At 37.5% G+C, this 24,115-nt stretch carries 17 protein-coding genes, 1 riboswitch and 1 other annotated feature; of the genes, 3 read left to right on the top strand and 14 right to left on the bottom strand.

Translation table 11 applies throughout. The features are described from left to right. Positions 1–33: 33 nt before the first annotated feature. From LRP84_RS16735 to gltB, 4 genes are all read right to left on the bottom strand, one after another. A complete protein-coding gene (locus LRP84_RS16735; protein WP_230576125.1) occupies positions 34–258 on the bottom strand; it encodes a hypothetical protein in 225 nt (74 codons plus the stop codon). 600 nt (positions 259–858) lie between these two features. Beyond that, positions 859–1,497, bottom strand: coding sequence for an alanyl-tRNA editing protein (locus tag LRP84_RS16730; protein WP_230576124.1), 639 nt, complete (start codon positions 1,495–1,497; stop codon positions 859–861). A gap of 164 nt (positions 1,498–1,661) precedes the next feature. Further along, entirely contained in the window at positions 1,662–3,137 is a 1,476-nt protein-coding gene (gltD, locus tag LRP84_RS16725; RefSeq protein WP_230576123.1) for a glutamate synthase small subunit, read from the bottom strand. An 11-nt stretch (positions 3,138–3,148) separates the two neighbouring features. Next, a complete protein-coding gene (gene gltB / locus LRP84_RS16720) occupies positions 3,149–7,714 on the bottom strand; it encodes a glutamate synthase large subunit (protein WP_230576122.1) in 4,566 nt (1,521 codons plus the stop codon). Between the two features lie 130 nt (positions 7,715–7,844). On the opposite strand from gltB, the gene gltC reads away from it, so the two are divergent. Continuing rightward, a complete protein-coding gene (gltC, locus tag LRP84_RS16715) occupies positions 7,845–8,762 on the top strand; it encodes a glutamate biosynthesis transcriptional regulator GltC (protein ID WP_230576121.1) in 918 nt (305 codons plus the stop codon). Positions 8,763–8,855: 93 nt separating this feature from the next. Here the strand turns inward: gltC and LRP84_RS16710 are convergent, their stop codons facing one another. From LRP84_RS16710 to LRP84_RS16700, 3 genes are all read right to left on the bottom strand, one after another. After that, positions 8,856–10,169: an ammonium transporter gene (locus LRP84_RS16710; RefSeq protein WP_230576120.1), complete on the bottom strand. Its 1,314-nt coding sequence runs from the start codon at positions 10,167–10,169 to the stop codon at positions 8,856–8,858. A 1-nt stretch (position 10,170) separates the two neighbouring features. Further along, positions 10,171–10,533, bottom strand: a complete 363-nt coding sequence (locus LRP84_RS16705; RefSeq protein ID WP_230576119.1) for a P-II family nitrogen regulator — start codon at positions 10,531–10,533, stop codon at positions 10,171–10,173. 483 nt (positions 10,534–11,016) lie between these two features. After that, positions 11,017–12,006 (bottom strand): ketoacyl-ACP synthase III, encoded by a 990-nt coding sequence (locus tag LRP84_RS16700; protein WP_230576118.1) that lies wholly within the window; start codon positions 12,004–12,006, stop codon positions 11,017–11,019. A 146-nt stretch (positions 12,007–12,152) separates the two neighbouring features. On the opposite strand from LRP84_RS16700, the gene fabZ reads away from it, so the two are divergent. Beyond that, positions 12,153–12,584, top strand: coding sequence for a 3-hydroxyacyl-ACP dehydratase FabZ (fabZ, locus tag LRP84_RS16695; RefSeq protein ID WP_230576117.1), 432 nt, complete (start codon positions 12,153–12,155; stop codon positions 12,582–12,584). A 908-nt stretch (positions 12,585–13,492) separates the two neighbouring features. Here fabZ and LRP84_RS16690 read toward each other — a convergent pair. The 6 genes from LRP84_RS16690 to LRP84_RS16665 form a co-directional block, all read right to left on the bottom strand. Continuing rightward, positions 13,493–14,968 carry a SulP family inorganic anion transporter gene (locus LRP84_RS16690; RefSeq protein WP_230576116.1) on the bottom strand — a complete coding sequence of 492 codons (1,476 nt, stop codon included), beginning with the start codon at positions 14,966–14,968 and terminating at the stop codon, positions 13,493–13,495. Positions 14,969–15,346: 378 nt separating this feature from the next. Beyond that, positions 15,347–15,637, bottom strand: coding sequence for a GYD domain-containing protein (locus tag LRP84_RS16685; protein WP_230576115.1), 291 nt, complete (start codon positions 15,635–15,637; stop codon positions 15,347–15,349). Positions 15,638–15,843: 206 nt separating this feature from the next. Further along, a complete protein-coding gene (locus tag LRP84_RS16680) occupies positions 15,844–17,106 on the bottom strand; it encodes an MFS transporter (RefSeq protein ID WP_230576114.1) in 1,263 nt (420 codons plus the stop codon). 133 nt (positions 17,107–17,239) lie between these two features. Then, on the bottom strand, positions 17,240–18,868 hold the full coding sequence (locus tag LRP84_RS16675) for a YndJ family protein (RefSeq protein ID WP_230576113.1): 1,629 nt from the start codon (positions 18,866–18,868) through the stop codon (positions 17,240–17,242). Continuing rightward, complete coding sequence (locus tag LRP84_RS16670; RefSeq protein ID WP_230576112.1) at positions 18,856–19,485, bottom strand: DUF4166 domain-containing protein; 630 nt, start codon at positions 19,483–19,485, stop codon at positions 18,856–18,858. The genes LRP84_RS16675 and LRP84_RS16670 overlap by 13 nt, the downstream gene beginning before the upstream one ends. Positions 19,486–19,489: 4 nt before the next feature. After that, positions 19,490–20,398: a DoxX-like family protein gene (locus LRP84_RS16665; protein WP_230576111.1), complete on the bottom strand. Its 909-nt coding sequence runs from the start codon at positions 20,396–20,398 to the stop codon at positions 19,490–19,492. 217 nt (positions 20,399–20,615) lie between these two features. Then, positions 20,616–20,803: riboswitch (Lysine riboswitch) on the top strand. Positions 20,804–21,037: 234 nt separating this feature from the next. On the opposite strand from LRP84_RS16665, the gene LRP84_RS16660 reads away from it, so the two are divergent. After that, positions 21,038–22,267 (top strand): aspartate kinase, encoded by a 1,230-nt coding sequence (locus LRP84_RS16660; RefSeq protein WP_230576110.1) that lies wholly within the window; start codon positions 21,038–21,040, stop codon positions 22,265–22,267. A gap of 276 nt (positions 22,268–22,543) precedes the next feature. Here the strand turns inward: LRP84_RS16660 and asnA are convergent, their stop codons facing one another. Next, on the bottom strand, positions 22,544–23,527 hold the full coding sequence (gene asnA, locus LRP84_RS16655) for an aspartate--ammonia ligase (RefSeq protein WP_230576109.1): 984 nt from the start codon (positions 23,525–23,527) through the stop codon (positions 22,544–22,546). A 72-nt stretch (positions 23,528–23,599) separates the two neighbouring features. Next, positions 23,600–23,859 (bottom strand) — a binding site (T-box leader). Positions 23,860–24,115: the final 256 nt, after the last annotated feature.

Raw genomic sequence — 24,115 nt, 5'->3', positions numbered from 1 at the left:
TTTGTTAGCTTACTATCTACTAAATTATGAGTATTATATTTGGCCTAACACTTTCTCATCTATAACGCGTACATAACGTACTAAATAAGAATTTATTATATAAGCTCCTTCGTCACTTTTCGCAACAAAAAACTTGTCGTGTTCTATCTTTTCTAAAACTTCTTGTATAACCTCTTCCTTTTTAACATCTAATCCTTTTATTATTTTTTCTCTTTTAATATCATTCTCCAAAGTATAGCAAACAGTAAATTCCTTCAAGTTGAATCTCCCTTTCTAATACGGTTTCCAATATTTTAAGTAGAAATGAATTTCTATTTATACAGACCCGTATATGCGTAAAATTTATATACTACATACGCCGTAGTTGTCGCTCAATTTTGTTTTTCATAGACTTCACACGCGAATTAAACGTCCATATCGATAAAGTGAAACTTCCAACAGTGGTTTCACCTCTCTCCCTCGCTTCTCTCTGAATCTTGAGGAGGAGACCTTACTGCCCCAAAATAGCGGAATAAAATTAAGGATAGTATTACATACCCATCTGCGTTGTCTATAAATGTTTATAAATGGCAAAAATAAGACCTAAAAAGATAATATGAAACCATTCGCAGGAATTCTAATTGTTCTCACTCCTATATGGATTCCATCTATACTTATTTCGCAAGGAACCTTCTTTTTAAGGGGGTCAAAAAATTTTTCAGAAAATTTTTTATGAGTTTCCCAAATAATGTAATTTCTTTCACGAACAAAAAAGACACTGGATATGTATCAGTGTCTTTTTTGTATATCATGTTCATGTTAGTTTTATATAACATGCCAATATAGAAATATATACTGTACAGTCCTATTTACACAAGACTAGGCAACATAAATTTCAATTCGTTCTTTTCCTTTTCCTATATTTTTTCTTTTTAGGGTGATCTCCCCGATTTCTCCCGTTTTCTTTAAATGAGTTCCATCGCAGGCAACTTTAGAGAATTCTCTGATTTCGCATGTCAGACGCTCGTTTTCTTCATCACTGAAGCTACTAATGATGTCATAGTTTTCTTGCACCAGCATATTTGCCTCTTGTTGTAAAAGTGGAAAGTATGTAGATATATTTTCATCCATTTCAAAGTCGATGCGAGATTTATCCTGTGCAATATGTGCACCAATCTTATATACGTTTCCAATACGTTTATATACGAGTTCTAAAATGATTTCTGCCGCAAAATGTAGTCGCATCAATCTGTACCTTCTATCCCAATCTACTTTCATTGTGACAATATCGTTTACACACAGCGTATGTCCCTCTTCTAATGTGTAAATGATATCCTTCTCTTGCTTTCTTGCTTGTAAAACAGGGGATGCTCCAATTGTGCCTGTATCGCTTTCTTGTCCTCCCGAAAAGGCATAGAATATAGTTTGTTCAACAATCATATCAGCCCTATCTACACTCGTAATTCGAGTCTGTAGCTCAGTCAGATAAGGATTGTCCCAAAACACTTTCTTTGTCATTGTGATCTACCCCTTCTAAGACAATATGTAATCTTCCTAAAATATTTGTTATAGCGTAACATATGAGATTCGGTTGCACATAAAAACAAAAGTACCAGAACATTTCTGAGTAGAAATATTTTGGTACTTTTTAACTTAATTACTACAAACTATATAAACTCCTTTTATGGTAAAATAGATGCCCCCATCAAATAACAATCCACTTCACGAGCAACCTCGCGTCCTTCATTAATCGCCCAAACGATGAGACTTTGTCCCCTTCTTGCATCACCCGCTGCAAATATCCCTTGAACAGAAGTTGTATATTTTCCATACTCCGCTTTAATCTTTCGTCCGTCTGTCTCAAGAGCGAATTGATTAACAACTGTCTGTTCTGTACCTTCAAAACCAATCGCAATAAATACAAGCTGCGTTGGCCATGCTTTTTCAGTTCCCGGAATTTCTCGGAAAATAATCTTGCCGTTTTCATCCTTACACTTTTCCATTTGAATCGTATGAATTTCTTTTAAACATCCTTGTTCATCTCCTACGAATTTCTTCGTTTGAATACAATATACACGCGGATCTTCACCAAACTTCGCCTCCGCTTCCTCGTACGCATACTCCACTGTATATGTTAACGGAAACTCAGGCCACGGATTGTCATATGCACGCTCTTCTGGCAATTGCGGATGCTTCCCGAATTGTACAACACTTCGGCAATTTTGTCTTAATGCTGTCGCAACGCAGTCAGCTCCTGTATCTCCACCGCCAACTACAATAACATCCTTGTCCTTAGCATCAATGACATTAGTAAAATCGGGATCTAGCAAACTTTTTATAGACTTCGTTAAATATTCCATCGCAAAATGGACACCTTGCAATTCACGACCTTCAATAACTAAATCTCGTTGCTTTTGAGCGCCTGTACAAAGTACAACAGCATCAAATCCTTCTCTCAATTCCGCCGCTGTAATGTCTTTTCCAATTTCGGTATTCGTAATAAAGCAGATGCCTTCTTGTTCTAGCAGCTTCACACGGCGCTCCACTACTTCTTTTTCTAATTTCATACTCGGAATCCCATACACAAGCATACCGCCGATTCGATCAGCTCGTTCATATACAGTGACAGAATGCCCTGCTTGATTGAGCTGATCTGCAGCAGCAAGACCGCTCGGACCCGATCCGACGATAGCCACCTTTTTTCCAGTACGTGCTTTCGGAAGACGCGGTGTCACCCACCCTTCTTCAAAGCCTTTATCAATAATAGCTCGCTCGATATTTTTTATGGAAACTGCCGGATCATTAATCGCAACTGTACATGATCCTTCACATGGTGCTGGACAAACACGTCCAGTAAATTCAGGAAAGTTATTTGTCTTCAATAATCGTCCTAATGCTTCCTTCCATCTGTCCCGGTATACAAGATCATTCCATTCTGGAATCAGATTGTGTACCGGACAGCCCGATGTTAATCCTCTCATTTCTGTTCCCATTTGGCAGAAAGGAGTCCCGCAATCCATACAGCGGGATCCTTGCGTGCGCAACGGTTCATCTGATAATCGAACAGAAAATTCCTTCCAGTCTTGAATTCGTGCAAGAGGATCACGTTCTTGCGCTTTTTCTCGTACGTAGTCTATAAATCCTGTAGCTTTTCCCATGATCTCTCCCCCTACACTATAACCGTTTTTTTATTTTCTTTTATAGAAACCTTTGTCTGACTCGTATTGGCTTCAAACGCCGCCTGAGTAGCTTCTTCCTCACTCATCCCTGTTTCCATTAAGCCTTTCATTGTTTCTACCACTCGTTTGTAGTCACTTGGAATCACTTTTACAAAACAAGGTGCATATTCATCCCAGTTTGCTAGTATATGAGCCGCCCTCAAGCTTCCTGTGTAATGGAAGTGGTTTGAAATCAAATAAGCAACCTCTTTCATCTCTTTTTCATCTTTCAATTCTTCTAAGAGCACCATCTCAAGGTTACACTTTGCAGCAAATGCCTCTTTATCTTCTACCAGCACATAGGCAATACCGCCGGACATCCCTGCTGCAAAGTTTTTGCCGACAGAACCTAAAATAACAACGCGACCACCTGTCATATATTCACAGCCATGATCGCCTATTCCTTCAACAACCGCCTGAACACCGCTATTTCTTACCGCAAAGCGTTCTCCAGCTTGGCCGTAAATATACGCTTCTCCAGAAGTTGCTCCGTAAAGCGCCACGTTTCCAAGAATGACATTCTCTTCTGGAGAAAAGCTTGCTTTCGAATGCGGACGAACAATAATTTTCCCGCCAGATAATCCTTTACCAACAAAATCATTTGCATCGCCTTCTAACTGAAGCGAAATTCCTCTCGGTACAAATGCACCAAAGCTTTGCCCCGCTGAACCGTTGAAATGTAACTGGATTGTATCTTCAGGCAATCCCGCTTCCCCGCATTGCTTCGTTACTTCACTGCCAAGAATTGTTCCAACTACACGATTAACATTGTGGATCGGCAATACAATCTCCACCGGTTTTTTCTCGCGAATTGCTGTTTCGCATAGCGGAAGAATTTCACGGACATCTAAAGACTGCTCCAGCTTATGCTGTTGCGGGCGTTTAAATGTCCGCACTGCTCCGTTAGGCGGCTGATACAACATTGCCGATAAGTCTAAATGCTTCGCTTTCCAGTGTGAAGCTGCCCGTTTGCTAGCAGTTAGTATATCTGTTCTTCCTACCATTTCCTCTATTGTTCTAAAGCCAAGCTGTGCCATAACCTCACGTACTTCTTGCGCGACAAATAGCATGAAATTAACGATATCATCCGGGCTGCCCATAAACTTCTTGCGCAGCTCTGGATTTTGAGTCGCCACTCCGACTGGGCATGTATCCTTATGACAAGCACGCATCATTACACACCCTAATACAACTAGAGGAGCTGTAGCAAATCCAAACTCTTCTGCTCCAAGAAGTGCGGCCATAATGACATCATGTCCTGTCATCAACTTCCCGTCCGTTTCTAACACGACACGATCTCTCAATTGATTGATTAACAACGTTTGATGAGCTTCCGCTAATCCAAGTTCCCAAGGCATTCCGGCATGTTTCACGCTTGTCCGAGGAGACGCGCCTGTTCCTCCGTCATAACCACTAATTACAATTACATCTGTAACGGCTTTCGCTACACCTGCAGCGATTGTCCCAACCCCGGCTTTTGACACGAGTTTTACGCTAATACGCGCGTATGGATTGGCATTTTTCACATCGTGAATAAGTTGTGCCAAATCCTCAATGGAATAAATATCATGATGCGGCGGCGGAGAAATTAAACCGACACCTGGCGTAGCTCCCCTTACTTCTGCAACCCACGGATAAACTTTTTTACCCGGTAGCTGTCCGCCTTCTCCTGGTTTTGCTCCTTGCGCCATCTTAATTTGAATTTCATCCGCATTCACTAAATATTGACTCGTTACACCGAAACGTCCCGATGCAACCTGTTTAATTGCACTGCGGCGTAAATCTCCATTTGCGTCAGGAACGTAACGCTTCGGATCTTCTCCGCCTTCACCGCTGTTGCTTCTTGCGCCTAAACGATTCATAGCAATCGCGAGCACCTCATGCGCTTCCTGACTAAGAGCGCCATAAGACATCGCTCCTGTCTTGAATCTGCGAACGATAGATTCTACGGATTCTACTTCTTCTATTGAAATAGACTTTTGTTCATTCTTAAATGTAAAGAGATTACGTAAAAATGCCATCTGCTCTTTATTTGCCTGCTCGGAATATTTTTTAAATAATTCATAGTCTCCAGCTCGGCAAGCTTGTTGCAGCGTGTGAATCGTTCCTGGATTAAAGGCGTGATGTTCGCCATGCTTTCTCCATTGGAAATCACTTCCTGTTTCTAATGTTTTATCTTCGTAAACTGCTTCCGCAAATGCTTTCTCGTGGCGCAATAACACTTCTTGCTCAATGACATCTAAGCCGATACCATTAATTTTTGAAGGCGTACCTTTGAAATAGTTCTCAATCACCGATAGGCCAATTCCAAGTGCTTCAAAGATTTGTGCCCCCCGGTAACTTTGTACTGTAGAAATTCCCATTTTAGACATTACCTTTATAACACCATCTGTTGCAGCGGCAATGAAATTCTTTTCCGCCTGCTGTTCATCCATGGAAAGAGATCCATCATGAATCAATTGCTTTGATGTTTCAAAAACTAAATACGGATAAATAGCATCCGCCCCATAGCCGATCAACATGGCGAAATGATGCACTTCTCTTGCTTCACCTGTTTCTAAAAGGATGCTCACTTTTGTGCGCGTTCCTTTTTCAACGAGATAGTGATGTAGTCCACTTACAGCTAATAACGTCGGAATCGCTGCAAATACTTTGTTTAATCCGCGATCAGACAAGATTAACAACCTCGCACCAGATTCAATTGCTTGATCCGCCGCTTGAAATAATTCGTTCAGCGCTTTCTCCAAATTGTTTTGAAACAACAGAGAAAGCGTCGCTACTTGAAATTCTGGATGAAAATTATTTGTAATATTCCGAAAGTTAATCTTAGATAAAATCGGAGTTTCTAAACGAATTCTTTTCACCACTTGCGCATCCGGGTGCAAAAGATTTCCCTCTGCCCCTAGGAATGTTACCATTGAAGTTACGGCATACTCACGAATCGCATCGATTGGCGGATTCGTTACTTGCGCAAAGGATTGCTTAAAGTAATTGAACAGCAGTTGCGGACGATTAGATAGCACAGCCAGCGGCGTATCAGTGCCCATCGAGATAATTGGGTCTTTTCCTTCTTCCACTGTAGGAACGATATTTTTCGTCACATCTTCATACGTATAACCAAACGCAATTTGCTGCGCTAATACATCTTCAACAGGCGCTTCATTCTCTATTGCTTCTGGCAACTCATCAACTCTTATCAAATTCTCTTCTACCCATTGACGGTACGGCTGTTCTTTTGCTATCTGTTGTTTAATCTCCTCGTCCGAAACAATTCGGCCTTCTTCTATGTCAACTAGCAGCATTTTCCCTGGGCTTAGTCGACCTTTGTAAGCGACTTGTTCAGGTTTCACATCAATAACCCCTACTTCAGAGGAAAGAATAATATAATCATCTTTTGTCACATAATACCGAATCGGACGAAGACCGTTACGGTCTAAAATCGCACCAATTTGTTTACCATCAGTGAAGGAAATCGCTGTCGGTCCATCCCACGGCTCCATCAAACTGCTGTGATATTCATAAAAAGCTCTTTTTTCCTGATCCATCTCGTCCTCATAAACCCATGGCTCTGGAATCATCATCATCGCAACTTGAGCAGGCGTACGACCTGCCAATACAAAAAATTCAAAACTATTATCTAAAATAGAAGAATCACTTCCATTCATATCAATAACAGGTAATACCTTCTCCAATTCTTCTCCAAACACTTCCGAAACAAACTGCTTCTCCCTTGCTTTCATCCAATTGATATTTCCGCGCAGCGTATTAATTTCTCCATTATGAACTAAATAGCGATTAGGATGGGCACGTTCCCAGCTTGGAAAAGTATTTGTACTAAAACGTGAATGTACTAAAGCAAACGCAGAAGCAAACCTTTCATCCTGCAAATCTAAGTAGAATGCACGAATTTGATCTGGAGTCAGCAAACCTTTGTACACGATTGTCCGGCTCGAGAAACTCGCAACGTATAACCCGTTTTCTTCGCCTTGCTCTAACTTCTCCATTTTTTTACGAATGATATAAAGTTTACGTTCAAAAGCGATTGTGTCTTTCATATCGACACTCGCACCAACAATTACTTGTTGAATATAAGGCTGACTTGCTTTTGCCGTTTCTCCAATCGCACCCGGATTAACCGGTACGTCTCTCCATCCAAGCACAATTTGCCCTTCCGCTTCAATGATGTCTTCTATTTTCTTCTGATAATCCATTCTTTCTTTTTCTTCTTGCGGAAAGAATATCATCCCTACACCATAACGCCCTTGCTCCGGAATAGGCATATCGCATATTTCTTGTAAGTAAGCGTGCGGAATTTGAAGCATAATTCCTGCTCCATCTCCTGTTTTCGGATCGCTTCCCTGTCCGCCGCGATGCTCCATTTGGCAAAGCATATATAATCCTTTTTCAACTACATCATGGGAGGCTTTTCCTTTCAGATGAGCATATAAACCAATACCGCACGCATCATGTTCAAGGTCCGGATGATATAATCCTTGAGGTTGAAAGTTTTTCTTCATCTCCGTATCCCCTTTTCTCTATTTTTATCTAGTCTAAATTTATAATTTTATTTTAATTTCCAATATTCATATAAACAATATATAATTTAGATAGTATTCATCTCATTTTGATATGAAAGGGGATACATATATGGAACTCAGACAATTGAAATATTTTATCGAAGTTGCTAAACAGGAACATATATCAGACGCAGCCGAAACGTTACATGTTGCACAATCTGCCGTCAGCCGCCAAATCGCAAATTTAGAAAGCGAATTAGGAGTTTCATTGTTAGAACGAGAAGGGCGTAATGTTAAACTCACTCCTATCGGCAAAATATTTGCTGAACATGCGATAATCGGATTAAAAGCCATCGACAATGCCAAACAACAAATTTATGAATATCTAGATCCGGAACGAGGTACAATCCGCGTGGGGTTCCCTTCCAGCCTAGCAAGTCACACACTCCCAAATGTAATTTCAACATTTAAAAAGGAGTATCCTCATATCGGATTTCATTTACGACAAGGTTCTAATACCTTTCTCGTAAATGCGGTTAAACAACGAGATATAGATTTAGCTTTCATCGGTCCTGTTCCGACACGAGACCCAGATATTCACGGAGATATCCTATTTATGGAGAAAATCGTCGCGCTATTACCCGAAACACATCCTTTAGCTGCCCAAACGCGGATTTCACTATATCAATTAGCCGGCGAGTCCTTTATCTTTTTCCCCGAAGGATTTGTCCTTCAAGAAATTGCGGTAAACGCTTGTTTACAAGCAGGATTTCGTCCGAATATTCCATTTGTGGGCGAAGATCTCGATGCAATAAAAGGCTTAGTTTCAGCGGGAATCGGTGTCACTTTATTACCCGAAATTACACTTTACGAAAATCTCCCAAAAAATACCGTGAAAGTACAAATTCTCGACCCGGAAGTGAAGAGAACAGTCGGATTAATTTCTCCTCGAAACCGAGAACTTCCACCCTCCGAAAAACTATTTTATGATTTTGTAAGACGTTATTTCTTATTACTTTCAAAGCATCAGTTTTCAGATTTTATATAAGTCTGATCTGCAAAAGAGCCTTTGTGTACAAAAAGAGTATGTACACAAAGGCTCTTTACATTCTTCTTTCAAATTTTTAATAACGAATAGCTACTAAACAATTTTACCTGCAATTTCCTTACTATCAATTGGAGCGACACTAATCCCGGTCGTTTCTTCAAAATCATATAAACTCGTAGGTAAATCAACAAAGCGTTCCAATTCATTGTAGGCCGGTATACCATGATATGACATATCAAGCCCCTCTTCTTCTTCACGTTCACTTACTCGGAAGCCAACAGTTTTTTCAGATAGCTTCGCAATAAAGATACCACCTAAAATCCCCCAACCACTAACTACTATCGCTCCTAATAATTGTGTAGCCAGAAGCGAAAAATGACCTGTTGTAAGAAGACCGTCCGACATATCAAATAACCCAACAGCAATTGTCCCAAACACACCATTGAATCCATGTACAGCAACTGCACCAACCGGATCATCGATTTTCCAATTATCAATCAGCAGCGTAGCATACATAACAATCAAACCACTTATAATTCCAATAATTACAGCACTCCACTGCGAAACAAATGCTCCTCCAGCCGTAATTGCCACTAAACCGGATAATACACCGTTAATCGTCATACTCGGATCAGCTTTACCGTACTTTTTCAACGTCATAAATAAAGCAACTATACCACCGCTCGCTCCCGCCAACATAGTATTGATAGCTACCGGTGCAAGTATTGGACTAGAGGCATCAAGAGTACTCCCTGCATTAAAACCGAACCAGCCAAACCATAAAATAAATGCTCCAGACGAAGCCAATGGAATATTACTAGGCGCAAAAACATTCGCGCTGCCGTCCGAATTAAACCTTCCCTTTCTTGGACCTAACAGCTTTGCCATCGCTAATGCAGTAAATCCACCTAAGGCGTGAATCGCAGCCGATCCAGCAAAATCTTTCATTCCTAATTTAGCCAACCAGCCATCACTATTCCAAATCCAATGACCTGAAATCGGATAAACTAACAACGTTACTATAGCCACCGTCAAAATATACGCCTTAAAATTCATCCGTTCAGCTACCGCCCCCGAAATGATAGATACACACGCAATCGCAAATCCCATTTGAAATAGCACAAAAGCAGCGCTAGGCAATTCTATTCCTAAAGATATTTTTTCAGGACTACCAAATAAATTAATACCAATTATTCCGAAAGCATCTTTTCCAAACATAAGACCAAAACCAAGCATCCAAAAAACTAGGGCTCCCACTGTTAAATCCACAAAAATCTTCATCGTTACATTCACAGCATTTTTCGTTCGAACCAAACCTGCTTCCAGCAAACTAAATCCGCCTTCCATAAACAAAACCATTGCCGCAGCTATTACAACCCATACAGTATTTAAATACATCAACTTCACTTCATTCCCCTCCTCTCTCAGCTAAATCATCTATACTCAAGTCCATCTTCCCTGTCCGTATGTTATAAGCTTCCAAAATAGGATAAACATAAATCTTACCATCACCATCTTCACCCGTTTGGGCAGAAGCAATAATAGCCTTTATCGTCCTTTCCACCATATAGTCTGAGAGAACGATTTCAAGTTTTATTTTCGGATGAAGAGTAACTTTATAATTTCTTCCACGATACACCCCTTGTGCATCCCTTTGTTTCCCTCTTCCTACAACCTGAGATACAGTAAATCCTGTAATCCCAATGTTTTTCAACTCTTTAATCGTATCCGTTAACCTTTCAGGCCTTATAATAGCTTCAATCTTCTTCATCCAGCACCCTCCCATGTAAGGTTTTCTAACATCGATTGAAATAAATTATAACAACAAAAGAAAAGATGTCAATCCATTGTTAGAATATTTTTTCAATATCCTTATTGAGCGGAGAGAAAAAAATAAGTCCACTGAAATATGTAAGCGGATTATTTGTAATCCTAATAAAGTGAAACTTCCGTCAGTGGGGGTTTTCTTCATCCCCCACCTATCTTCTTTGCTTCTCTCTGAATCTTGAGGCGGGAGTCTTACTGCCCGTTAATACGGGATAAACATGTACTTCATTTCATTCGTTCCCCGATAAAGCAGACACATAAAGGAACACCACCCGCTCTAACAGATGGTGTTCCTTTATGCAACAGTTTACAGCTCATGCAATCTTCAAGTCTACCTCAACCAAACCTCTTCTTAGTAACCCGTACGAATAATAAGGACTTTTAATGCAACAAAATACGTTTATATTACTACTAGATACATCATCTCCTATTCCTTTGCTAAATGCCACTTAATAATATGCCCAGCATGCGTAAGACCTCCCCCAAATCCATACAGTAAAAGAGTATCTCCATTTTTCAGCTTTCCTTCGTTCATACCGATGTCCAATGCTAATGGAATGGAGACAGAAGAAGTATTTCCCATGTATTCTACACTAGTTAAAGTTTTGTCCAGTGGGAAACCTGATCTTTCACATATAGATTCAATCATTCGTAAATTAGCACTATGTGGAACAAACCAATCCACTTCATCCAGTTGTAACTCTGCTTGATATAATAATTCTTTAATCCCAATTGGTAGCGTCCGTGCTGCCCACTTATATACTTCTCTTCCGTTTTGAACCATCTTTCCATGTGTTCTCAATGGATTTCCAAACATGGTGGTAGATAAATTCGTACGATATACATGCATGCCCCCTTCCCCATTTGTCCCAATATGGGTAGCTATAAAACTAGACAATTCTTCATCCTTCTCTACTAAGACAGCCGCAGCTGCATCACCAAATAAGATACATGTAGTTCGATCAGTATAATCTGTAACTTTAGATAAGGTTTCTGTCGTTATAACTAAAATCTTGCGATGAAGACCAGATGTAATCAAACCATTCGCCAGATGTAATCCATATGTAAAACCAGCACAAGTTGCATTGAGATCAATAGCACCTGTATGTTGAATATTAAAATATTCTTGTATTTGGCAGGCTACACTAGGAAAAGCGTAGTCAGGTGTAGTTGTTGAAACTAGAATACAATCCACGTCAACAAGATTTTTATGATAACGTTCCACTAAATTTTCAATGGCTTTAAAAGCTAATGTAGAGGCATATTCGTTATCACCAGCAATTCTTCTTTCCTTCATTCCAGTTCTTTGTATAATCCATGCGTCATTTGTGTCTACTATTTTTTCTAAATCATCATTGGTCAACTTTTTGTCGGGTACATAGGTACCAATAGCTGTAATTCTTGCTTTTGATTGCATGCATTTATTCCCCTTTACTATTTTTATACTTAGTTTTATAATTAGATAATAGTACTAGGTACTAATTATTGTCAATATTTAAACATGTAATTTTAGGAAATTAACATGACTAAAATATCTAGCTACGGTATAAAGGAGATCGATTCATGTTCAATACTCAACAAATCAAAGAAATTATTCCACATCGTTTTCCCCTTTTATTAATTGATCGTATTATTGAAGTAGAAGACGGAAAGCGTGCAGTTGGGATCAAAAATGTTACGACTAATGAAAGATTTTTTAACGGTCACTTTCCTGGCTACTCAGTTATGCCGGGTGTCCTGATTGTAGAAGCTTTAGCCCAAGTAAGTGCAGTTATTATGCTTATAAAAGAAGAGAACTATGGAAAGCTCGGTCTTTTTGCTGGTATTGACAATTGTCGCTTCAAAAAACAAGTTCGTCCCGGTGATCAGCTACGTTTAGAAGTGGAGATGATGCGTGTTCGTGGTTCAATTGCAAAAGCTCATGCTATTGCTACAGTAGATGGGGAAATCGCTTGTGAGGCAGAAGTTACATTTGCTCTTTACGATAAAAAATAAGAAAACCCTCTTGCAAATGCAAGTGGGCTTTCTTATTTTACCTAAAATGATTCACTATTTTCTGTACTCTACTTGTTGATATGACAAGGCGGCATAGAGGTAACTTTTGTTTCATGCATTTTATCATGACCTATATATAAATATATACCCATTATTAATAAAATACTTACTACTGCATATGAAAAGATTTTCTTTTTCATATTATTCTCCTTACTCTATAAATAATCTAATCTATATTAGCCAAACCATTTTTTCAAAGCTGGAACTCTCTTTATTACTAACCAATCCAGCGCCATACAGCTCGATACAAAGATTGCTCCTTTGAAACTTCCAACTGAGTTACATACTTTTCTGCAGAATGATTTACCGTTTGTCGTTTTGCAAACATATTCTGTTTTCCCCCTAAATGATACTTGCTCTTCGCTTTTCGTATAAACATGTAAGATTATAATTCCGATTTTTAATATATCGAACATATGTGAAGGTTTTGTGAGAATTTTTCAAACTTATTTGTAATTTTTTTGTGAATAAACACAGCGAAATTCCCATTATATATAAATACAAAAAGTCTGCCCAAAAGCTTCACTTCTAGGCAGACTCCTTATAAAAAGAATACTAAACATATGATTCCAATAACATCCAATGCTAAGTGTGAAATCTAAGAAGCATATATATTTTTTGTTCGATGGAACAGAAGCCCATACAAAACGCTATCGATAAACACTATTCCAATATCAAGCGCTACGATTAAGGGATCTCCTTTTGCAAAGCGCATCAATCCCCATGAATTTCCATATCATTCACCCATAATTAATTAAGCATATTATGAATTTAATTATCAATCCCATTCTTATTTCATATCCTCCTTTTCTTACTAAAAAATACCCCTTCTATATGAAGGGGTATTTTTATTGACTTATTTCTTGATCTAATCCACCTGGCTTATTAAAGACCGCTACACGTTCAATCAGTGATGAGCTAGCTTCATTCATACCAATTACATTTGTTTGAATACCATTTTGATGAAACTTAATAACAACTTTATCAATTGCTCCTACACCTGAATCATCCCAGATATGAGCCTTAGATAAATCAATATCAATCTCTTTTCTATCTGTATTAAAATCAAATGCGTTTACAAAATCCGTAACAGATGCAAAGAACAATTGTCCTTCAACTCTGTAAACAACTTTATCTAGTGAGGCATCTTGCACTTCTGTGACACGAACCTTTGAAATTTTTGCTGCAAAAAACAATGCACTTAATATTGTACCTAAAATAACTCCAATCGCTAAGTTATGTGTAAACACAATCGCTATCATCGTTACAATCATAACAACTGCATCTGCTTTTGGAAGTTTATGCAACTTTCGTAACGAACTCCAATTAAATGTACTAATCGATACCATAATCATAGCCGAAACTAATGCCGCTAATGGAATTTGGACAACCAATTTGTTTAAAATAATAATTAAAAACATTAAAAATGATCCTGCTACCAAAGTTGATAAGCGTCCACGCCCACCAGATTTCACATTGATAACAGATTGTCCAATCATCGCACAACCAGCCATCCCGCCAAAAAATCCCGTTACAATGTTAGCAATACCTTGTCCACGACATTCTGTATTCTTATTGCTATCTGTATCTGTCATCTCATCTACAATTTGAGCTGTTAATAACGATTCAACTAATCCGACCAATGCTAAAGAAATAGAATAGGGTAAAATAATTGAAAACGTCTCCATTGTAAATGGAACATTTGGAACGAAAAAGTTCGGTAACACATTCGTAATGCTCCCCATGTCTCCTACCGTTCGTACCCCGCTGCCTGTAAAAATAGAAATTGCACTAATAATAATGATTGCTACAAGCGATGAAGGAATCGCTGTTGTAATTCTAGGAAACACATAAATAATCGTTAATCCTCCCGCTACCATCGCATACATTTTCCAAGACTCACCTGAAAAAGCTGGTAATTGTGCCATAAAAATTAAGATTGCTAAAGAATTTACAAAACCAATCATAACAGAACGCGGAATAAATTTCACAAGTTGTCCTACTCGTAGTGCACCAAGTAAAATTTGGATCATTCCCGTTAAAATAGTAGCTGCAAGCATGTATTGTACTCCATGCTCTCTTACCAAACCTGCTAGTACAAGTGCCATCGCTCCAGCAGCTGCCGACACCATCCCGGGACGTCCTCCTACAAATGCAATAACAATAGCCGTACAAAACGAAGCATACAAACCAGTCATGGGATCAACACCAGCAATAATAGAAAAACCGATTACTTCGGGAATAAGAGCAAGCGCTACTACAATACCCGCTAATACATCAGCTCGAATATTTGAAAACCACTCTTGTTGTAGTCTCTGTTTCAAAACAGCACCTCTTTCTTGATTTAATTATAAGTAACTTTCACCTTATGAAAGTCGGGTCCGACACAACAGATTCGATTATACATGTGTGACAATTTTGTCACAAGCATTTTCTCTAAACAATCCCCTAAAAAAGACACATCACATGAAACAAAAAATAAAAAAGCTAACCTTAGATATTAAGGATAGCCAAAATAAAGCGAAACCTCTATCAGTAGGGATTTTCTTCATCCCTCACTGATGGTTAGTTGAACCAATCGAACTTTACGGGTAGATATCCCCACCTATCTTCATTGCGTTTCTCTGAACCTTAAGGTTCAGTTATAAACTTGTTAAACATTATGAAATCAATCTTGAATAGAAAATACCATATCTTCTAACTTAGATTTCTGTTACTAGTTGTTGAAATTCATCCATTTCTAATAACGGGAAAATCTTTGTTTCTACCATTCCTGGTAATTTCCCTGCTAAATCAATTTTCTTTACTGCTAATATGTCAGGTGCTTCAAAAGTGATAACCATATCGTATTCACCTACAATGGCATAAGCAGTTAAAATACGTCCACCGAATCGTTCATAATTCTTATGTAAGTTGGAAAAGCGTTCACTAATATTTTTTACATTTACATTTCCTTCACGATTAAACTTTGCTAGAAGTATATATTTTTGCATAAGAACCTCCTCTTTTTTAATAAGAATAAAAACAGATAATACTATATTCATTACTCGATAAAAATATTAAATTATCATTCTTCACAGGTGAATTCCTTCTTCTTTACATACTTCCCATTAAAGGCACTACATGATGATGCATTTCTTCTTTGTTAATCATTTTTATCAGAAAAGGCATAGCTTACTCTTTTTATAGTTAAGTGGAATCAATCAAATTGACGAATACTCGGAACAGATAAAGCGGCCAGAACCACTACAATAGCCGCAATCGCTAAAATGATGATAGTCAAAATACCACCAATTATATTAGCCAACCATCCAACTATCAAATACCCTAACGGTAATAGCGCAAAGGATCCAAGCATATCGAGACTAACAACTCTACCAAACGCTTCTTCCGGCACAAGTTCTTGCAAACTCGTTTCCCAAATTAAACCGAAAATCATAATGCCAAACCCTTCAATAGCCATTAATCCAATTAATGCTGGTGCCCATGAGACAAAAGGCATTATTAAGAGCGCCATTCCACTAATTAAAACACCACCATAAGCCAATAAACCACGTTTATGCCACTTCTGTTTCCCTCCAAAAATAAGAGCAGCAACAACAGCACCCCCGCCAGAAAATGCCATTCCAAAACCGTAAACTAAAGGTTCAAAGTGATGATGAATATTAAATAACCAAGGAATTAAGACGACTACGATACCCGCGTGACAAATATTAATAAACGAAAATGCTAAAATTGTAACCCATAACCACGGATGGCTTTTTAATACTACAATTCCTTCCGTGAAATCTTTTTTAAGGTTAACCTTATTATCTGCCCTGTCTTGCACTTTTTTTGCTGTCAAATCTCTCAAAAATAGTAAGCATATAAAAGAGCTCAAATACGTTAATGCATCTAAACCAAAACCGACACCTGCAGATGCGACGGAGACAATAAGGCCACCAAGTGCTGGACCGATTAAACGTACACCTTGGCTGCTCATCTGCGTTAAGGCGTTCGCTGCATTTCGAATTTCTGGCACAAATACTCTTGCTCGAACTGCTGAATAGGCAGGTTGAAATAACCCTTCCATAAGACCATACATTGCTACTAATACATATAAAATATGGATCGTTAAAGTATCAGTAAACATGAGAATTGCTAGCGTTGTCATTAATATCCCTCGAACAATATCGGTAAATAACATCAATTTAACACGATTAAGACGATCTACAATTAATCCCGAAAATGGTAAAATAAGTACATTTGGAAGCATATACATCGTCATTGTCATCCCCATAACGACTGTCGAGCCTGTTAATGTATATACAACCACCGGAAGAATAACCATTGTAATGGAACTTCCAAGAACTGAAAAAAGTTGCCCAATCCATAAAAAAGTAAAATGACGTGATTTTGTAATAGGTAATAATAAATTACTTATATAATTCGAATTTTTTTGCTCTTGTATCTCTCCTTGCATATGTCCCCTCCTTACCTAAAATAAAACAATACTGCATTCCATTATAACATTTAAATGTAACCATTTTCTAAAAATTCAAATTTCATTAATTTTTGTATTTTATATCGTATTATTTAGCAATAAAAAACGCTTGCTATTTTCGAGCAATCGTTTTTTCTATTTCATAATCAATCTCTAGAAACTTCACACCAAACATCCACATTTGATGATGTGCTGTTAACGTGATTTCATCCTTCTCTCTTATCAAAAACGTTTCTGTGAGCGGTAAGCGAATCGTAAAGAAGCGACCATGTAAATAAATCCCTTCATCCCCTTTTGCACTGTTCCGTAACCGACTCGTAATGATAAGTTTTTTCTTATCATTGCGCAGTTTTAACATTCCAGTCATATTCGCATATGGTAATGGCAACGCAATATTCATATATGTTTCCCCATTATGTTCATGCTGAGAGTAGAGCGCTACAAAGATTGTTTCATTCTGTTCATTTTTCCGAATCCATGCTCTGGCATCATTTCTACCGTCTTTTTCATCTTTTATAGAAACAATCTCTCCATGCATAACCTCTAAGCGATTTCCCATTCCTAAATGAATTTGCTGCACGCGTCGGCTTATTTTTTCATAAAGATAAGCAAATATTCGAAACCAACGTGACCAATGAATAGTTGCTTTTAATTCATAGTTTTTCGTGTTCTCATAAAAATCAATAATGAGCGGTGATACACTTTTGGGATTAAACTGTTTACTATGAAAATCTATCATTTCATTTATAAGACCCGTATATTCGTTCTTCTCTACTAGCTTATTTTCCAATAAAATATTCTCTCCAATTTTCATCCTTCCTTTTATACGACTCATCGGCTTTCCATAATGAATGTATACTGGATTCTCCTTTTCAATCATCCAGCCAATAAAAGCAGGTAATGCTACGCCAATTCCGTTCACAACCCCATGAATCCAAACCATTTGCGCAATTGTAATAGTCATCATTCCCCTAAGGTTCCCGTATGAGTATAAAAGCGAAAAAAGAATAGTTACCATAAGTGTACTAGACGAAATAATAAGAAGAACTTTCGCACTCATAGAAGTAAATTTTGTTTTCCATACAAAAATGCCGTAAACATAGAGCGAAATAAGATAGAGTAGCACCGCAAAAAACTCGAGTATTCTCGAATAAGTAATGCCAATTGCAACTGTCATCGGAGAGATGATGATAATAAACATAACAATCGTATATAATTGACTTTTCTTTTGTTGCTTTCTCCCTAGCAAACCCGCAGATAAAGGAAGTAGAAAAGCAGAGTAATGAAAATGAGCTGCTGTGAGTAAGACGATATCTGAACTAAACTGCATAATTGGTATGTTTGCTACAGAAGCAAAGAACCAAAAGCCGCCTAAAAATAAATACATAAACCCACTATCAATCGCCGTTTCTTCTAGCGGTCTCCAGCCTCTTTCTAATAATCTACGGACACCAAACAACGCTACAATACCCGTATATATAAACCAAATTATCGCAAAGAGAAAGTGGCTTGTTACAAAAGCAAGCATCGCACTTATCGCCGCAATTGGATAAATAAATACTGCAAGTTTATAACAGAATAATTCCTCTCCATTTCTTTTTCTCTTATCTACAATAGAAAATGCCATCGGGATAAATAAAAGAATTGACAATAATATAATCGATTCAACAGGATGTAGCTTTGGCCACTCTAGTATGAGAAAAGTGACATAACAGATGGAACCAATCATTATATTTCGCATATATTTATATCCCTTTCTTTAAACGTCCCCTTATAGGAGAAAAGCGGCCCTAATAACGGATTTTGCACTTGTACATGAATTCGATAACAATCTAATTCATCATCATAACTTTCTATAATCTTTGCCTCTCCATATAAAAACTTTGGCAATGGAATTTTCACTCCACATAAGTAGAACCATTGTTTTTTTGATGAAATATGAATTGCTCCTTTTGCACCAACATGAAGCGCAAGCGTCGATACGAGCAAATGTGGTTCACCGAAATAATCGATAATTTCATCTTGTTTATCATTCAAATACATAACAGCATTAAAATAACGTTTTTTTTCACCAAATAGAAACATCCGATTCCATCTTACAAATACCTCTCCTTTACTGTCTTTCTCTGCAGTATTCTGAATGATAAATGGTACTTCTTCCCCTCTTTCTGAAAAGAACATCCGGAATTTTGCTGCTACTTTTAAAAACATTCTTACAGCAACCGATCCTTCTGTAATTTCATCCATCCTTCCTTCTCCTACAAAACTATATTTTTCTGTAATTGCATAACGTTTCTGTAATTTTGGATGTAACTGATAATAGGATTCTCCTAATAATGCTTCGTAAATGGAAGACAAATTTTTACCCCTTTCTGCTTCTCTTACAATGTTTTGCTTGTGGTAAGTTATTACTATTTACATAACCGATTATTGAAAATCCAATCAGCATGATGTTTAAAGTAATTGGATTAAAAGGTTGTATAAAACTATGAATATTTGTGAATCCTGCTGCAGTGGTCAATGCCAATAGTATAATAATATGAATGAAAAACAATTTCTTCTTTTGGAAAGGTATCAACCACGCGATTCCAAATACGATTTCCAAAAAGCCAATCATTTTAATAATCCATGCAGCATTATCAGTTGCACCAATAAGACTAGAAAGCATTCGTACCTCTTCTGGATGCGTATATAAAACTTTCGGAATAAGTCCTTGATAAATCCACACAAAAGAAAGTAAAAAACAAACGAGATAATACGTAACAGCTCTTTTTAATAATAAACGTGGATGAAATCCTTTTTCTAACCACAGTTTTAAAGCATCAAAACTCCAAGCAGTTGCCCATCCTAATAACGGACGAAATATGTATGAATCTATAGATTTCCCTATATTTCCAAACCTCGTTTCATAATCATACTGCGTTTCAAAGTGAATCTTATTCTCATTCGGTGTATACTTCCAATAACCCCTCCCTACCGCAATCAACGAAAGTTTACTATCTGTCCAAAATTTCAGTGAAGAGATTCGTTCCCCACCTTCTTTTTGTAGTTCTCCTATTGATTCTCCTTCTCCAGCAATTTCAAGTCCAAAACCAATTTTTGTTTTATACAAAAAACGCTGCGGTTCGCCTTCTTTTCTCTCTAAATACGATATTTCTGTAAACCGTGCATCCCATTCTGTATGTATCTTTGGATCTTGTGTATATTTCCAAAGTTCATTCATTGTTGTTTCTATTTCAGTTTGCACATAAATAGGTTTTTGTTTTTCCATTCACACCGCTCCATCCATATAATCTATATAACGAATAAATTTGTAAAATATTGTTATAAATCCTTCTTTTAAACATATTTTATATCATTTTCATTTCATTTTAGAATAGATTTAATTTTCTAAATTTTTATAACCCACTTGATTTCTCTCAACATTTTGATTACTATGGAACAAATGTTACCAACAACTTCATACAACCAATCACTCTCGCCGAACGACGTGAGATAGAGGTTGCAACTTTTATGAGTATTCTAAAGGAGACACAGAGATTGTCAGTGAGTTTAGAAGAAAGGAAAGGTTGCCGAAATTTATATGTTTCTCTGAACATGTAAATTGGGGCTGTTTTCGAATAGAAACAGAACTGTCATATATACAGCGGTGTATATATGAAGAGCTATCTACAAAAAAGAGAGATCATGTTTCTTTATGATCGTCTTCTTTTTTGGCGGTTTTTTTATTAGCTCCGTTTTCTGTTTCCTTTTTCCTGTAACAGCACCATCCTCACCTATTTGAGATGGTGTTTTTTTATTTGCTTTCGGTAACTCGCAGGAATGAAAGGGATCTATATTTCCCATCTTATGTTTAACAACATTTTTCCTAATTTATTAACCAATATTAAATTGAAAGTGGGCTCTCATGATGGAAATTATTGTTCAAAAATTTGGTGGTACATCTGTTGGAAGTATCGAACGTATTCAACATGTTGCGGATTTAGTCATTGAAGAATATGAAAGAGGACATGGAATTGTAGCGGTCGTTTCCGCGATGGGACATAATACAGATGAATTAGTATCTTTAGCTACCGGTATTACTGATCAGCCTAGTAAACGAGAAATGGACATGCTACTTACAACAGGTGAACAAATTTCAATTTCTTTATTAACAATGGCTCTGCAAGCGAAAGGTTATGCTGCAATTTCACTAACAGGCTGGCAAGCAGGTATTACAACCGAACCTGTACACGGCAGTGCAAGAATTACCGATATTGATACAGATCGTATTCAATCTCATTTACAAAAAGGAACAATTGTCGTTGTAGCCGGTTTCCAAGGATTAAGCGCAGAACAAGAAATTACAACGCTCGGCCGCGGCGGTTCTGATACAACTGCAGTCGCATTAGCTGCAGCATTAAAAGCAAAAAAATGTGATATTTATACGGATGTAACAGGTGTTTACACAACTGATCCACGAGTTGTAAAAGATGCTTACAAATTAGATGAAATTTCCTATGATGAAATGCTAGAACTCGCCAACCTTGGTGCTGGTGTACTTCATCCAAGAGCAGTAGAATTTGCGAAAAATCATAATGTTATTTTAGAAGTTCGCTCAAGTATGAAACAAGAAAACGGAACAATCGTAAAGGGAGAATGTGACATGGAACAACAATCAATCGTAAAAGGCATTGCATTTGAAGACAATATTACGCGCGTAACGATTAAAGGATTACAACAAGGAAAACTTCCCACAATCTTCTCTACATTAGCGAGTGCTCATATTAATGTAGATATTATTATTCAAAGTATTACAAATGAAGGAACTGTACATTTATCCTTCTCTATTCATTCGAATGACTTAAAAGAAACATTAGCCGTACTAGAAGAAAATCGTGAGGTTATGCACTATGAATCTGTAGAATATGAAAATCATTTGGCGAAAGTATCAATTGTTGGATCAGGTATGGTATCTAATCCAGGTGTAGCTGCTCAAATGTTCTCAACATTACAAGAAGAAAATATTCATATTAAAATGGTAAGTACATCTGAAATTAAAGTTTCTGTAGTTATTGATCGTCTTAACTTAATAAAAGGTGTGGAAGCACTTCATGAATCGTTTATGGCAAAAATCGAGCCTCTCGTATCAGTAAATTAGATAAAACAAGGAGCCGACTCCAAAAGCACATAGGTGCCTTGGGGGATCGGCCCCTTCTTATGTGTCGACCGATATATCGGTCGAAATGGTACATTTATCGGCGCTTTTCACAATATATCGACCATTTTTTATAATATATCGGCGATTCGACATATTATAAAGATCCTTAAACAATGTTCGACACGTGAATAGCCTATCCACTGAAGCTGGATCATATTGAAAAGTAGTAAGAGATGACCCAAAAGTGGACTTTTGGGTCATCTCCTTGTTTTATTTTTAGAATAAGTGAATGTTTTGCTTCTTGCACTCTTCACGCATGTCATCTGGCCATACAGAAGTTTGAACTTCGCCAATATGTGCCTTGCGTAAGAAGTACATGCACATTCTTGATTGTCCAATGCCACCGCCAAGTGTAAGTGGAAGTACGTCCTCTAAAATACCTTTATGGAAATCATATTCACGTTTGAAATCTTCCCCTGTTATTGTTAATTGTTCATCAAGAGATTTGCTGTCAACACGAATGCCCATGGATGATAATTCAAATGAAGACTGCAGTACTGGATTCCAGAATAAGATATCTCCGTTTAATTTCCAATCATCATAGTCAGCTGCACGTCCATCATGTTTTTCACCAGAGCGCAGCGCCCCCCCAATTCCGCTAATAAAGACTGCACCGTGTTCTTTCGCAATCGCATGCTCACGATCTTTCGGTGTTAATTCTGGATATTTATCTTCAAGCTCTTGAGATGTGATAAATACGATATCTTCCGGTAAGTATTTACCAAGGAACGGGTATTTTTCAAATAAATAGCCTTCTAAATCTTTGAATATTCCATAAATTGTTCGTACGGTTTCTTGTAAGTAATCTACTGTGCGCCATTCTTTTTGAATAATTTTTTCCCAATCCCATTGATCAACGTAAATGGAATGCGTTGCATCGAGCTCTTCATCGCGGCGAATTGCGTTCATGTTTGTATATAAACCTTCACCAGCTTCATATCCATATTCATGCAGGGCAAATCTTTTCCATTTTGCTAGTGAATGTACAATTTCTAACTCTTCTCCTGAATGCAGCATATCAAATTCAATTGGACGCTCTACACCGTTTAAATGATCGTTTAATCCTGATTTTTTCGTTACAAATAATGGCGCAGATACGCGGAATAATCCAAGACGTTTTGATAATTGCTCTTCAAAAAATGTTTTAACTTCCTTAATTGCGATTTGTGTTTCTCTTACTGTCATTAATGTTTGGTACATGTTGTTTTCCTCCTAAAATGTTTTGATGTAGTGAGGATAGAAACCAATAAAAAAAGCCCTTCTATCCCAAAAAACTGGGACGAAAGGCTTTGGTTCCGCGGTACCACCCAAATTAGCAACAGAGGTTGCTCACTTATCAGTACGGAGATTAGAGATAACTCGATACTGTTCTTCTTGTAACGGCGAAGTTCCCGGCTAAGTCTACTTTCCTAAAAAGGATTTCGGTTAGCGACTCCAGGAGGTTCTTCATAACAGGCTTCGTATCAGGCTCACACCATCCCTGACTCGCTTGGACTACGCCCTATTACTACTCTTCCTTTCACAGTCGTTTTACTGTCACATCTCTGAAACATTTTATTAATGCTTATTTTATACAAAAAAATAAGAAAGTCAACAAAAATTTTAAAAATATTTTTCAATTCTTTATTTTATGGTTTTTCAAATAGTGTGTGATAAGAAAGTATTTGAACGCATTTCCATAAATACAATATGTCACACTTCAATAAATTATACTGTCTTAAGTGTATTCTTTTTTACGTTCATATTTAAGACAAATTGGTCATGTAATGTGTGACATAACTATAAATA

Source organism: Bacillus rhizoplanae, from assembly GCF_917563915.1.
In the GTDB taxonomy this organism is placed as follows: Bacteria; Bacillota; Bacilli; order Bacillales; family Bacillaceae_G; genus Bacillus_A; species Bacillus_A rhizoplanae.
Note: the sequence above shows the minus strand (reverse complement) of the source record. Positions and strands in the feature narration are given on the sequence as shown.

Bases quoted from the DNA above. Each gene is read 5' to 3' on its own strand.
- asnA (WP_230576109.1), bottom strand. From the start codon at position 23,527: ATGTACCAAACATTAATGACAGTAAGAGAAACACAAATCGCAATTAAG.
- gltD (WP_230576123.1), bottom strand. From the start codon at position 3,137: ATGGGAAAAGCTACAGGATTTATAGACTACGTACGAGAAAAAGCGCAA.
- LRP84_RS16700 (WP_230576118.1), bottom strand. From the start codon at position 12,006: ATGCAATCAAAAGCAAGAATTACAGCTATTGGTACCTATGTACCCGAC.
- gltC (WP_230576121.1), top strand. From the start codon at position 7,845: ATGGAACTCAGACAATTGAAATATTTTATCGAAGTTGCTAAACAGGAA.
- LRP84_RS16680 (WP_230576114.1), bottom strand. From the start codon at position 17,106: ATGCAAGGAGAGATACAAGAGCAAAAAAATTCGAATTATATAAGTAAT.
- fabZ (WP_230576117.1), top strand. From the start codon at position 12,153: ATGTTCAATACTCAACAAATCAAAGAAATTATTCCACATCGTTTTCCC.
- LRP84_RS16660 (WP_230576110.1), top strand. From the start codon at position 21,038: ATGGAAATTATTGTTCAAAAATTTGGTGGTACATCTGTTGGAAGTATC.
- LRP84_RS16730 (WP_230576124.1), bottom strand. From the start codon at position 1,497: ATGACAAAGAAAGTGTTTTGGGACAATCCTTATCTGACTGAGCTACAG.
- LRP84_RS16685 (WP_230576115.1), bottom strand. From the start codon at position 15,637: ATGCAAAAATATATACTTCTAGCAAAGTTTAATCGTGAAGGAAATGTA.
- LRP84_RS16675 (WP_230576113.1), bottom strand. From the start codon at position 18,868: ATGCGAAATATAATGATTGGTTCCATCTGTTATGTCACTTTTCTCATA.
- gltB (WP_230576122.1), bottom strand. From the start codon at position 7,714: ATGAAGAAAAACTTTCAACCTCAAGGATTATATCATCCGGACCTTGAA.
- LRP84_RS16705 (WP_230576119.1), bottom strand. From the start codon at position 10,533: ATGAAGAAGATTGAAGCTATTATAAGGCCTGAAAGGTTAACGGATACG.
- LRP84_RS16665 (WP_230576111.1), bottom strand. From the start codon at position 20,398: ATGGAAAAACAAAAACCTATTTATGTGCAAACTGAAATAGAAACAACA.